This window comes from Sphingomonas sp. ASV193 (assembly GCF_040203355.1).
Taxonomy (GTDB): Bacteria; Pseudomonadota; Alphaproteobacteria; order Sphingomonadales; family Sphingomonadaceae; genus Sphingomicrobium.
Genome location: NZ_JBEHBW010000007.1, coordinates 76,938 through 89,297 on the forward strand (window position 1 = coordinate 76,938; position 12,360 = coordinate 89,297).

Sequence of the window (12,360 nt, forward strand, 5' to 3'; positions counted from 1 at the left end):
GTCAGGCGGCTTGCGGTTGGGGTTGCGGTTGCGACGGCGCGGCGGCGCGCTCGGCCTCGAGCCACGCCATATGCTTGCGCAGCTCGGCGCCGACCTGCTCGACCGGCTGGGCCAGGTCGGCGTCCCACATCCGCTGATATTCGGGCTTGCCGGCCTCGTTCTCGGCGATCCACTGGCGGGCGAAGGCGCCGCTCTGGATGTCGCCCAGCACTTCCTTCATCCGCGCGCGGGTCTCGTCGTTGATCACGCGCGGGCCCGAGACGAAGTCGCCGTACTTGGCGGTTTCGGAAACGAAGTGGAGCATCTTCTTGAAGCCGCCCTCGTACATCAGGTCGACGATCAACTTGAGCTCGTGGAGGCATTCGAAATAGGCGACCTCGGGCTTGTAGCCAGCGTCGACCAGCGTCTTGAAACCCGAGGCGACCAGCTCGGTCGCGCCGCCGCACAGCACCGCCTGCTCGCCGAACAGGTCAGTCTCGGTCTCTTCGCGGAAACTCGTCTCGATCGCCCCGGCGCGGGTGCCGCCGATGCCGCGGGCATAGGCCAGCGCCTTGGCCCGCGCAGCCCCGGTCGCGTCCTGGTGGACCGCGAACAGGCAGGGGACGCCGCGCCCGATTTCATATTCGCGGCGGACGAGGTCGCCCGGTCCCTTGGGCGCGACGAGGATGACGTCGAGGTCGGCGCGCGGCGCGACTTCGCCATAAAGCACGCTGAAGCCGTGCGCGACGAGCAGCGCCGCCCCTTCGGCAAGGTTCGGCGCGATGTCGTTCGCATAGACGTCGCGGTGGCTCATGTCGGGGGTCAGCAGGCAGACCAGCGCGGCGTGCACAGCAGCCTCGGCGGGAGAAACCACCTCGAACCCGTCGGCGCTCGCGCGGTTGGCCGCGCCGCCCCCGGCGCGCGCGCCGACGATCACCGAATGGCCGCTGTCGCGCAGGTTTCGGGCGTGGGCCCGGCCCTGGCTGCCATAGCCGATGACCGCGATCGTCGCGCCCTCCAGGGCGGCGGGGTCGGCGTCGGCATTGGTGTAGATGCGTTCCACGTGGGTCTTCCTTTCGCGCAAAAGAAAACCCCCGCTCCGGCTGGGGAGCGGGGGTCTTGAGCTTCGGTCCGGTGATGGACCTTGATCTCTAGGCCGCTCCCTCGAGGGGATCGATAAGGTTAATAAGTACGAGCATGAGAATGCGGCCGCCTGTCGGCGTCGCGGCAAAACCGTTGTTCAGCTGTTTGGTCAGCGATGACACCGGAGTCTGTTCCTGCTCGGCGAAACCCCGTTTGGGATCCCATTCGCGATCGTTTATGCTGCGTCGCACTATGATGCGCAACCCCAAATCGACGCACGTGGAAGGAATTTCGCCTTTAAAAGCGAAGCCGCCCGTGCTTTTGGAAAGCGATTGTATCCAAAAAGCGACAAGGTGTCCCCGATGAACGACCGCCGCCTCCCGTCCCGCGAAATGGTCGACGGCCCCGCCCGCGCCCCGGCGCGCGCGATGCTCCACGCCGCCGGCTTCGACCGCGACGCGCTCGCCAGGCCGCTGGTCGCTATCGTCCACAGCTTCTCGACCGTCACCCCGTGCAACATGCACCTGCGCGACCTCGCCCAGCACGCCGCGCGCGGGATCAGCGAGGCGGGCGGCACCCCGATCGAGTTCAACACCATCGTCGTCACCGACGGGATCGCGATGGGAACGCGCGGGATGCGTGCGTCGCTGATGAGCCGAGAGGTGATCGCCGATTCGGCCGAGCTCGCGGTGCGCGGCCATTCGCTCGACGCGGTGCTGTTCATCGTCGGCTGCGACAAGACGCTCCCCGCCGCGGCGATGGCGGCCGCGCGGCTCGACCTGCCCTCGGTCATTCTCTACGGCGGCTCGATCATGCCCGGGCGGCTGGGCGACAAGGCGATCACCATCCAGGACGTGTTCGAGGCGGTCGGCGCGCACAGCGCGGGGACGATCGACGACGCCGCGCTCGGCGAGGTCGAGGCTGTCGCCTGCCCCGGCGCGGGGGCGTGCGGGGGTCAGTTCACCGCCAATACCATGGCGCTCGCGCTGAGCTTCCTCGGCCTCTCGCCGATGGGGCTCAACGACATTCCCGCGGTCCACCCCGCCAAGCGCGAGGCGGCGGCGCAGGCGGGACGGCTGCTGCTCGATGCGCTCCGCGAAGGGCGCAATGCCCGCAGCTTCATCACCGCGACCAGCCTGACCAACGCCGCGATCGCCGGGACCGCGACCGCCGGCTCGACCAACCTCATTCTCCACCTCCTCGCGATCGCGCGGGAGGCGGGGATTGGGGACGATGAATTCAACATCGACCATTTCGACCACGTGTCGCGCGACACGCCGGTGATTGCCGACCTGAAGCCCGGCGGACGGTTCATGGCGCCCGACATGAGCGCTGCCGGGGGCACCGCGCTGCTCGGGCGGCGGTTGATGGAGGCGGGGCTGATCGCCGATGCGCCGACCGTCACCGGCCGGTCGCTGTTCGAGCATTTCGCCGAGGCGAAGGAAACCCCGGGGCAGGAAGTGATCGTCACCGCCGACGCGCCGGTCAAGGCGCGCGGCGGGTTCGGCATCTGCTATGGCAACATCGCCCCCGAGGGCGGGGTGGTGAAGCTCGCCGGCCATGGCGTGCTGCGGTTCGAAGGCCCGGCCAAGGTGTTCGACGGCGAGGAGGCGGCGTTCGACGCGGTCACCCACGGGCGGATCGAGGCGGGCGACGTGGTCGTCATCCGCGGCGAAGGCCCGGTCGGCGGGCCGGGGATGCGCGAGATGCTCGGCGTCACCGCGGCGATCCAGGGGCGCGGGCTGGGCGACAGCGTCGCACTGGTCACCGACGGGCGCTTTTCGGGCGCCACCTACGGCTTCATGGTCGGCCACGTGTCGCCCGAGGCGGCGCGCGGCGGGCCGGTCGCCAAGCTCCAGGACGGCGACCGGATCGTGATCGACGTCGACCGGCGCGTGATCGAGACCGATGCCGACCTCGCTTCGCGCCCGGCGTGCGACTGGCCGGTGTCGGCCGAGGCGACCGGCGCATTCGCCAAATATGCCGCGCTGGTCGGATCGGCGTCGCACGGCGCGGTGACGCTGCCCTAGCCGGCAGGCCCGATCACGCCGCCAGCGCGCGCTCCTCGAGGACGTCGGCGAGCCGGTCGAGGCTCGCCCCTATCCTGACCTTGCGCGCCTGGCGGTCGAGGATCGCGGCAAGCGGCGGGCTCGGGGCGAGCGCGCGCTCGATCAGCGGTTCGACCACTTCGGCGAACTTGTACGGGTGCGCGGTCGCCGCCGCGATCCACGGCCGCTCGGCGCGCTCGGCCTCGGGCAGCCGCGCCCACGCCTCGGCGGCGGTCGCCGAATGCGGGCACCAGACGTAGCCGGTGGCGCGCTCGTCGGCGACGATCCGGGCGCGGATGGCGTCGTCGTCGACCCGCTCGACCCGCACCGCGCGATCCGCAGAAGGGAGCGCGCGAAGCCGCTCGAAATTGCTCGGGTCGCCGACGTCCATCGCGTTGGCGAGCGTCGCCACCGACGGGCGCGGGCGATAATGGCCGGTGTCGGCCCATTCCTTGAGCGTCGCATTGGCGTTGGTCGCCAGCACCACCGGCCCGACCGGCAGCCCCATCGCCCGCGCGAGCAGCAGCGCATAGCCGTGACCGAGGTTGCCGCTCGGCACGATGAAGCCCGGGCGCACCCCGCTCGCCGCGTGAAGCTCGACCGCGGCGCGCGCCATGTAGGCGACCTGCGGCAGCAACCGCCCAAGATTGATCGAGTTGGCCGAGGTCAGCCGGTGACCGATCGACAGCGGCGCGTCGGCGAAGGCGGCTTTCACCAGCCGCTGGCAATCGTCGAAGTCGCCGTCGACCTCGATCGCGAGCACATTGTCGCCCCAGCAGCAGAGCTGCTGTTCCTGGAATGCCGAGACGCGCCCGCGCGGGAACAGGATCGCCGCGCCGACCGAGCGCCGGCCCTCGGCGGCGCAGCCGACCGCGCCCCCGGTATCGCCCGAGGTGGCGGCAAGCACGGTCAGCCGCTCGCCCTCTGCGAGGCGGTCGAAGCAGCCCATCAGGAAGCGCGCGCCATAATCCTTGAACGCGCCGGTCGGCCCGTGGAACAGCTCGAGCGCGTGGAGCCCCGGGCGCGCCGCCCCGACCGCGACGGTCGGAACCGGCGAATCGAGCGCCGCTGCGCAGATCGAAACGAGTTCGCCGGCCAGCGCGTCGCCCGCGGCGAAGGGCGCGAACAGCGCGGCGGCGAACTCGGGGAGCGGCAGGTCGGGGCCGAGCCGGTCGAGCGGCGCGGCGGGGATAGCCTCGGGCAGGTAGAGCCCGCCGTCGGGCGCGATTCCCCGCCTGAGCGCATCGGACAGCGAGACCGGCTCGCCCCCGCCGCGCGAGCTGACGAACCTCATGCCGCGACCAGCCGGTCGTCGGCGTCGAGCAGGCGCACCCCGTCGGATTCGACCGGCGCGCGATAGGCACGCGCGCCGAGTCCCGCCGCCGCGAATGCGCCGGCCATCGCCGACTCGACCGCGTCGGCCTCGCGCTCGGCGGCCCAGGCGAACACCGACGGGCCCGACCCCGAAAAGGAGCAGCCGAGCGCGCCCGCCGCCAGCGCCGCCGCCTTCACCGCGGGGAGCGGCGCGAGCAGGTGCGCGCGCTGCGGTTCGACCAGCAAGTCCTCGAGCCCCGCGCGGACCAGCGCGAGGTCGCCGCACGCGCAGCCCGCGACGAAGGCGGCGACGCGCCGGCTATGTTCGACCGCCAGCTTCATCGGCACCTGCGCCGCGAGGATCGATCGTGCCATCCGCGTCTCGACCCGCGTGTCGGGGTGGAACAGGACGGCGACCACGCCCTTCGGCGCGGGAAGCCGCCGGACCAGCGCGGGCGACTCGCTCGCCGCGAGCACCAGCCCGCCGTGGAGGCTGGCCATGACATTGTCCCAGTGGGGCGGGTCGGCGGCGATCCGCTCGCCCTCGAGCGCGAACGGGAGCAGCGCGTCGAGCGGGAAGGGCGAATCGAGCAGTGCGTTGGCGGCCGCCGCCCCGGCCACCGCCGAGGCCGCCGAGCCGCCCATGCCGGCGGCGAGCGGCACGCCCTTGACGATCGACAGCCGCGCCCCGAACCGCGCGCCGGCCGCATCGAGCACCGCCTTCGCCGCGGCCAGCGCGGTGTTGCTGGCGGGCGAATCGGGCAGCGAGGCCACCAGTCCGCTGACCTGCATCAGCCGGACCCCGGGCTGCGCGTCGCGGACCGCGGTCACCGTGTCGCGCGCGGCGTCGAACGCCTGGCCGAGGATGTCGAAGCCGACCCCGACATTGCCGATGCTGGCGGGGGCGCTGGCGGTGGCGGACTGGCGCGGCATCGCGGTCAGGCCCGCATCTTGGCGGCGTCGGCGGCGGGCGCCGGCTCGCTGCCCAGCAGCGCGCGCTGGGCGTCCATGATGTCCGCGAACACCGCCGTCGCCGTCGGCCACCGTCCCGCTCCCTTGCCGAACACGTCGTGCACCTTGCCGTCGGCATCGGTGACAAGGAAGCGATTTTCCTCGTTGCGCGCGGCCGCGAGCGGGTGCGCGGCGGGGAGCGACACGATCCGCACCTCGGCATCGACGCTGCCGTCGGGCCGCAGGCAACAGCTGCCGACCTGCTTGAGCACTTCGCCCCGCGCCAGCGCCTCGGCCGCCGCGCCGGGCGCGAGGTCGCGCAGCGAGTCCTTGTCGATCCACTGCGGCGACAGCGCGACCCCGAACGCTTCACGAACGAGGATCGACAGCTTGTCGGCGGCGTCGTGGCCGTCGACGTCGGCGCTGGGATCGGCCTCGGCGAAGCCGAGCCGCTGCGCCTCGGCCACCGCCGCGTCGAACGCCTCGCCCTCGGCCAGCCGGCTGAGCAGATAGTTGCAGGTGCCGTTCATCACCCCCTCGACCGCGACCACCCGGCCCGGCAGCCTGCGCACGGTTTCGAGGACGGGCGCGCCGCCGCCGACCGCGCCCGAGAAGCGAAGCTCGCCGCCGTGGCGCGCGGCCGAGGCGTGGAGCGAATCCCAGTGCTTGGCGACCGCCGCCTTGTTGGCGGTGACGACCTGCGCGCCCTGGACGAGGCTCTGGTGAAGCGCCTCGGCGGCGAGGTCGACCCCGCCGATCAGCTCGACGAGGATGTCGGGGCTGTCGGCGACCGCCTCTTCGAAGCGGTCGGTGAACACGGCGTTCTCGTCGTGCTTGGCGGGATCGCGCACCAGCACCGGGCCGACGTCGAACAGGTCGGGCCGGTCGCGAAGCAGCGCGAGCACCCCCGCGCCGACCGCGCCGCAGCCGAGCAGCGCGACCTTGAGCTTGGCCGGCTTGACCGGCTGGCTCAGCTCGGCGGGCAGGCGGGCGATGGTCGTCGCCTCGCTCGATCCCAGCGCGGCGATTTCGACCAGCACGTCCTTTTCGTCGGCGGCGCGGATCGCCTTGGGCTGGATCAGCCCGCTGCTCGCGCGTTCGGCCTCGGCATAGCTCATCGACGAATAGCGCAGCGCGCGGGCGTCGCGCGCGGGGTCGGCCTCGTAGACCCCGTCGACGTCCTTGATGAGGCGGACGCGGTGCGCGCCAAGCCGGTCGGCGAAGAATACCGCGCTGAGGTCGGTGCCGCCGCGACCGAGCAGCACCACGCCATGATCGGCATGGTCGGCGAAGAAGCCGGGGACGACGACCACGTCGTTGGCCGCGATCTGCCGCCAGACCGCGTCCGAGTCGACGTCGGACAGGTCCGAATCGAGCGGCGAGCCCTTCGCCACCAGCCCCATTTCGTGCGGGTCGAGCGTCACCGCGCGAAGCCCGGCCTTGCTAAGCGCGAGCGCGAGCAGCGCGGCCGAGTGAAGCTCGCCGACCCGCGCCAGCCGCGCGACCAGCGTCTCGGGCGCGCCCGCTCCGCCGACCCGCTCGCCCTGCGCGAGGAGCGCGTCGGTCTGCCCGGCGAGCGCCGAGACCACCGCGACCACCTTTTCCCCGTCGCGGACGTGGCGGAAGATTTCCTGGACGACGCGCGGATAATCCTCCTCCCGCTCGAGCACCGAACTGCCGAATTTCAGCACGCACAGCCGTTTCGGGTGGGCCACGGCGTCATGGCCGCCGTTGTTGTCCGCTACATTCGCCATTGGTCTGCTCGCTTTCGTCAACTGGATAAAAAGGCATGAAAAAACCCGCTCGCCGAGGGGGAGAGCGGGTTGGGTGACACTGGATCCTGGTTAGACCGCTATCAGCCGACTGCTCCCCGCATGCGCGTGGTCATCGATGTAATAATGGTCATCATCATGACGCCGCGCGCGATCGCGGCGCCGCGGGGCGCGCGAAGGTCGGTAAGGGCGAGGTCATTGGTCATGGGATCCCAAAAATGCATGGACCGACCCGCCAGGTCAACCCGCCGGACAACGAAAAGGTGGAATCGCGTCGAGGGCGTGGCAAATGGGATACAATCGCAGCGCGTACGAGGCGCTATTCGGCGCGATTCCGGTCACGGCATGGGCCGAATGTGTCCCGTGTTGACAGCCGGGCGCGGCTTCGCCAGCCTTAAGGGGTTAACGGAGCCGAGAAATGACCAAGGGCCGCAGCACCGGATCGATCCGCCTGACCGCGCGCGGGGCCTTTCTCTATACCGTCGGCCTCTATTTTACCGGCCGGTTCGCCTGAGGGCGGCCGGATAGAGACGCGACCATGACCCGATAACGTTGCCGCCCTTCCCCTTCAGTACCACGGGGCGGCCCAGGAACGAGAACCCGACCAGTGACCGATATTGCTTCCGAAGGGCTCGCCGCGCTCCGCGCCGGCCTCGACCGGATCGACGACCAGATCCTCGCGCTGATCGAGCAGCGGCTGTCTGCCTCGGCGGCGATCGCTGCGCAAAAGGATGCCGAAGGCGACCGCCACCTCAAGCTGAGGCCGCGCCGGCAGGCCGAGATCCTTGAGCGGCTGACCGCGCGCGCCGACAGCGCGCGGCCCGAGCTGGTCGAAAAAGTGTGGCGCGAGATCATGGCGCACAGCCTCCAGTCGCAGGCGCGGACCGAGATGGTGCTCGCCCCAGCCGACCAGCCCGAACTGCTCGAGGCGCAGGTCCGAGCGCACTTCGGTTCGGCGGTCCCGGTGCGCTGGGCGGCGAGCGCGGCGCACGCGCTTCGCGCGGCGGCGCGCAACGAGGCGATCGCGATCGTTCCCGGCGAGCTTCCCGCGATGGACGGCGAACTGCGGCTGTTCGACGTCATCCGCGGCGACGACGGGGCGGTGGTCGCCCACGCGATCGGCCGGATCGACACCGCCGACATCGCGATCGAGGCGCCCGCGCCGCCCGCGCCCACTGAGGAAAACGACAGCGGCGACTGGTCGCCCGACAGCTGGCGCAGTCGCCCGGCGAAGCAACTCGCCGACTATCCCGACCCGCTGGCGGTCGAGCGGGTCGAGCGGCGGCTGGCGGGATCGGAGCCGCTGGTCGAGATCGCCGACATCATCCATCTTCGCGCCGCGCTGTCGCGGGTCGCGGCGGGCGAGGCGTTCATCCTGCAGGGCGGCGACTGCGCCGAGAGCTTCGCCGAGTTCAACGCCGACAAGGTCCGCGCGACCTACAATTTGCTGCTGCGGATGGGCGCCGAGCTGCGCGCGGCGAGCCCGATCGACGTCGTCCACCTCGCGCGGATCGCCGGGCAGTTCGCCAAGCCGCGCTCGTCGGCGACCGAGACGATCGGCGAGGTGACGCTGCCCAGCTATCGCGGCGACGCGGTCAACGGGCCGGCGTTCAATGCCCGGGCCCGGGTCCACGACCCGAAGCGGTTGCTCGACGCGCATCGGCAGGCGCAGGTGACGATCGAGCTGCTCCATGCCTTCGCCTCGGCCTCCTACGCCGACCTGCCCCGGGTCGCCGCCGAGGTCGGGCTGCAGGCGCCGCCGCACGCGGTGACGATGTTCACCAGCCACGAGGCGCTGCTGCTCAACTACGAGCAGGCGCTGACCCGGTTCGACGAGGCGAGCGAGCAATATTGGGCGACCTCGGGCCACATGCTGTGGATCGGCGACCGCACCCGCCAGCTCGACGGCGCGCACGTCGAATATGCGCGCGGAATCGGCAACCCGGTCGGGCTGAAGTGCGGGCCGAGCATCGCCGCCGACGACCTGCTGCGGCTGATCGACCGGCTCGACCCGCACGACCGGGCGGGCAAGCTGGTGCTGATCGGGCGGTTCGGGGCGAAGCTGGTCGACGAGCATCTGCCGCCGCTGATGCGCGCGGTGAAGCGGTCGGGGCGCAACGTGGTGTGGACGATCGACCCGATGCACGGCAACACCTGCACCGTGCAGGGGCTCAAGACGCGGATGGTGTCGGACATCATCCGCGAGATCTCGACCTTTTTCGCGGTCGCCGAGGCCGAGGGCGTCCACCCCGGCGGGATCCACCTCGAAATGACCGGGTCCGACGTCACCGAATGCCTCGGCGGCAGCGGTCGGCTGGCGCGCGCCGACCTCGAACGGCGTTACCTCACCGGCTGCGACCCGCGGCTCAACGAGCGGCAGGCGCTCGATGTCGCGCACGAGGTCGCCGGGCTGATCGCGCACGCCTCGGCCAGCCGGGCGAGGGCGGCATGAGCCATCCCTCGACCCTGCTCGAGCCCGCGACTCACCGCCACCGCGCGCCCGACGATGCCGAGCCGCCGCCCGGCGCGGCCGCCGACTGGACCGTCCCGCAGCATTGGGACGAGCTGACCGCCGAGGACCATTGGGTGTGGGACACGCTGTTCGCGCGGCAGAAGACCCTGCTTCACGACCGGGTGGTGAGCGAATTCGAGCGCGGGCTCGACATCCTCAGCCTGTCGCGTCCCGGGGTGCCCAATTTCGACGAGCTCAGCGACAGGCTCGGTGCGCGCACCGGCTGGTCGGTGGTCGCGGTGCCGGGCCTGATTCCCGACGCGGTGTTCTTCGACCATCTCGCCAACCGCCGCTTTCCCGCGGGCAATTTCATGCGCCCGCCGCGGCAGATGGACTATATCGACGAGCCCGACGTGTTTCACGACGTTTTCGGCCACGTGCCGCTGCTCGCCCAGCCGGCGGTGGCCGATTACATGGTCGAGCTCGGCCGGCTCGGCCAGCGCGCGATCGCGATCGGCGAGGTCGAGCGGGTCGCGCGGCTCTACTGGTACACGATCGAGGTCGGGCTGGCGCGCGAGGCGGGGCAGACGCGGATTTACGGCGCGGGCATCGCATCGAGCCTCGGCGAGACGCATTACTGCCTCGAAAGCCCGCGCCCGCACCGGCTCGCCTTCGACCTCGAGCGGGTGATCCGCACCCGCTATCGCCCCGACGGGTTCCAGAAGAGCTATTTCGTCATCGACCGGTTCGACGCGCTCGCCGAGGTGCTTCGCGGAATCGACTTCGACGCGCTGTGCGCGGCGGTCGAGGACCGGACCGACATCGACCCCAAGGTCGCTCGGCCCGAGGAACTGATTTCGTCTTGAGCGAGGGCGTGCCCTTCGCGCGGGTCGCGCTGGTCGGGCTCGGGCTGATCGGCTCGTCGATCGCGCGCGCGGCAAGGGCGGCCTATCCGGGCATCGCGCTCGCCGGGTTCGACCTCGACGCCGACGTGCGCGCCCGCGCCGCCGCGCTCGGGATCGTCGATGCCCTGCCCGCCGACATCGGCGACGCGATGGCCGGGGCCGACCTCGTGATCCTGTGCGTGCCGGTCGGGGCGATGGCGGCGGCGGCGGCGGCAATCGCGCCGCACCTTGCCGCCGGGGCGATCGTCAGCGACGTCGGCTCGGCCAAGGCCCCGGTCGCCGAGGCGCTTCGCGCCGCGCTGCCCGGCGTGACGCTGGTCCCCGCGCACCCGATCGCCGGGACCGAGAACAGCGGCCCCGAGGCGGGTTTCGCGACGCTGTTTCGCGGGCGCTGGTGCATCCTGACCCCCGCCGCCGACGCGCCCGGGGAAGCGACGGCGCGGGTGGCCGCCTTCTGGTCTGGGATCGGCGCGAAGGTCGAGGTGATGGATGCCGCGCGACACGACCTGGTGCTCGCCGCGACCAGCCACCTGCCGCACCTGATTGCCTTCACCATGGTCGGCACCGCCTCGCACCTCGAGGCGGTGACCGAGGGCGAGGTGATCAAATATTCGGCCGGGGGCTTCCGCGATTTCACCCGGCTGGCGGCGTCGGACCCGACGATGTGGCGCGACGTGTTCCTCGCCAACCGCGAGGGCGTGCTCGAGGTGCTCGACCGCTTCCTCGGCGATCTCGCCGGGCTCGAACGCGCGATCCGCGCGGGCGACGGCGAGGCGCTGTTCGACTGGTTCAGCCGCACCCGCGCGATCCGCCGGGCGATCGTCTACGAAGGACAGGACACCGCCGCGCCCGACTTCGGCCGCGCCCCGGCGGCATAGACGGGACCGTGCCGGGCCGCCTAAGGAGCGGTGGAGAGAGAGGAAGTATGTTGCAGGCCAGAGCGTGGACAATCGCGTAGCCCAGCGCATCCGCGAGCTGATCGTCGAAGGCGCGCTGCCGCCGGGCGCGCGCGTCGCCGAGGCGACGATCGCCGAACGGCTCGGCGTGTCGCGTACCCCGGTTCGCAACGCGCTCCCCGCGCTCGCCAGCGAGGGGCTGCTCGAACCCGCGGGCAAGCGCGGCTACGCGGTGCGCAACTTCACCGTCGAGGACAGCTACCGCGCGACCGAGATCCGCTGCCTGCTCGAAGGCTATGCCGCGCGCGAACTCGCCGCGCGCGCAGACCGCGGGCCGATCGTCGCCGAACTGCGCAAGGTGCTGGCCGAAGGCGACGCGATTTTCGCCAAGGGGCATGTCGTGAAGGCCGACGAAAGCGCCTATGCGGCGATGAACGGACGCTTTCACGACCTCATCGTCGGCGGCGCGCAGGGCTCGCTGCTCGCCGACCTCATCCACCGCGTCTATACCGTGCCGTTCGTCGCGCCCAACGTCGTCGCGTTCAACCACATGTCGCTCGACGACATCTACCCGATCCTGATGACCGGCAACCATCAGCACCACGCGATCGTCGACGCGATCGACGCCGGCCAGCCCGATGTCGCCGAGACGCTGATGCGCGGCCATTCGAGCCCCGCGCGGCGGAGCCTCGGGCTCGAAGGGGGGCAAGCCGCGCCGACGTCGGGCCCGCGTCCGCAACTTTGACTTGACCGACGACCGCAGCGCAGCATAATCGGGATCCAATGAGTTCGCGCAACGGACTCGTTAGCATCAAGAGTGGGACGGCCCGTTCGCCGACCCACGCCAACCTGCCCCTCCCGGGCAAGGTGGCGGTCCCGATCGCGGGGCGATGCGGCCAAGAGGGCAATTATTCGGGCCAGCTAGGCAGTGTCGTTCCGCTTGCTTCGTGAAGGAAGGAA

Annotated in this window: 10 protein-coding genes and 1 riboswitch; of the genes, 5 read left to right on the forward strand and 5 right to left on the reverse strand. The window is 71.2% G+C overall.

What is annotated here, in order from left to right:
- Window position 1 precedes the first annotated feature (1 nt).
- Entirely contained in the window at window positions 2-1,042 is a 1,041-nt protein-coding gene (gene ilvC, locus ABDK56_RS12205) for a ketol-acid reductoisomerase (RefSeq protein ID WP_349808560.1), read from the reverse strand.
- Between the two features lie 382 nt (window positions 1,043-1,424).
- On the opposite strand from ilvC, the gene ilvD reads away from it, so the two are divergent.
- Window positions 1,425-3,092 (forward strand): dihydroxy-acid dehydratase, encoded by a 1,668-nt coding sequence (gene ilvD / locus ABDK56_RS12210; RefSeq protein WP_349808561.1) that lies wholly within the window; start codon window positions 1,425-1,427, stop codon window positions 3,090-3,092.
- A 13-nt stretch (window positions 3,093-3,105) separates the two neighbouring features.
- Here ilvD and thrC read toward each other — a convergent pair whose 3' ends face one another.
- The 4 genes from thrC to ABDK56_RS12230 all read right to left on the reverse strand — a co-directional run bounded on the left by thrC (window position 3,106) and on the right by ABDK56_RS12230 (window position 7,353).
- Window positions 3,106-4,404 carry a threonine synthase gene (thrC, locus tag ABDK56_RS12215; protein ID WP_349808562.1) on the reverse strand — a complete coding sequence of 433 codons (1,299 nt, stop codon included), beginning with the start codon at window positions 4,402-4,404 and terminating at the stop codon, window positions 3,106-3,108.
- Entirely contained in the window at window positions 4,401-5,357 is a 957-nt protein-coding gene (locus ABDK56_RS12220; RefSeq protein ID WP_349808563.1) for a homoserine kinase, read from the reverse strand. Before ABDK56_RS12220 ends, thrC begins: the two co-directional genes overlap by 4 nt.
- Window positions 5,358-5,362: 5 nt before the next feature.
- Complete coding sequence (locus tag ABDK56_RS12225; protein ID WP_349808564.1) at window positions 5,363-7,129, reverse strand: homoserine dehydrogenase; 1,767 nt, start codon at window positions 7,127-7,129, stop codon at window positions 5,363-5,365.
- Between the two features lie 101 nt (window positions 7,130-7,230).
- Window positions 7,231-7,353: a hypothetical protein gene (locus ABDK56_RS12230; protein ID WP_349808565.1), complete on the reverse strand. Its 123-nt coding sequence runs from the start codon at window positions 7,351-7,353 to the stop codon at window positions 7,231-7,233.
- Window positions 7,354-7,754: 401 nt separating this feature from the next.
- On the opposite strand from ABDK56_RS12230, the gene ABDK56_RS12240 reads away from it, so the two are divergent.
- The 4 genes from ABDK56_RS12240 to ABDK56_RS12255 all read left to right on the forward strand — a co-directional run bounded on the left by ABDK56_RS12240 (window position 7,755) and on the right by ABDK56_RS12255 (window position 12,145).
- Window positions 7,755-9,599: a 3-deoxy-7-phosphoheptulonate synthase gene (locus tag ABDK56_RS12240; RefSeq protein ID WP_502959307.1), complete on the forward strand. Its 1,845-nt coding sequence runs from the start codon at window positions 7,755-7,757 to the stop codon at window positions 9,597-9,599.
- Window positions 9,596-10,465: a phenylalanine 4-monooxygenase gene (gene phhA / locus ABDK56_RS12245; RefSeq protein ID WP_349808566.1), complete on the forward strand. Its 870-nt coding sequence runs from the start codon at window positions 9,596-9,598 to the stop codon at window positions 10,463-10,465. Before ABDK56_RS12240 ends, phhA begins: the two co-directional genes overlap by 4 nt.
- The gene (locus tag ABDK56_RS12250; protein WP_349808567.1) at window positions 10,462-11,382 is read left to right on the forward strand and encodes a prephenate/arogenate dehydrogenase family protein; all 921 of its coding nucleotides are present in this window, start codon (window positions 10,462-10,464) and stop codon (window positions 11,380-11,382) included. The genes phhA and ABDK56_RS12250 overlap by 4 nt, the downstream gene beginning before the upstream one ends.
- A gap of 64 nt (window positions 11,383-11,446) precedes the next feature.
- Entirely contained in the window at window positions 11,447-12,145 is a 699-nt protein-coding gene (locus tag ABDK56_RS12255) for a GntR family transcriptional regulator (RefSeq protein WP_349808568.1), read from the forward strand.
- Window positions 12,146-12,203: 58 nt separating this feature from the next.
- A riboswitch (SAM-I-IV-variant riboswitch) is annotated at window positions 12,204-12,322 on the forward strand.
- Window positions 12,323-12,360: the final 38 nt, after the last annotated feature.

Bases quoted from the DNA above. Each gene is read 5' to 3' on its own strand.
- ilvD (WP_349808561.1), top strand. From the start codon at position 1,425: ATGAACGACCGCCGCCTCCCGTCCCGCGAAATGGTCGACGGCCCCGCC.
- thrC (WP_349808562.1), bottom strand. From the start codon at position 4,404: ATGAGGTTCGTCAGCTCGCGCGGCGGGGGCGAGCCGGTCTCGCTGTCC.
- ABDK56_RS12220 (WP_349808563.1), bottom strand. From the start codon at position 5,357: ATGCCGCGCCAGTCCGCCACCGCCAGCGCCCCCGCCAGCATCGGCAAT.
- ABDK56_RS12225 (WP_349808564.1), bottom strand. From the start codon at position 7,129: ATGGCGAATGTAGCGGACAACAACGGCGGCCATGACGCCGTGGCCCAC.
- ABDK56_RS12230 (WP_349808565.1), bottom strand. From the start codon at position 7,353: ATGACCAATGACCTCGCCCTTACCGACCTTCGCGCGCCCCGCGGCGCC.
- phhA (WP_349808566.1), top strand. From the start codon at position 9,596: ATGAGCCATCCCTCGACCCTGCTCGAGCCCGCGACTCACCGCCACCGC.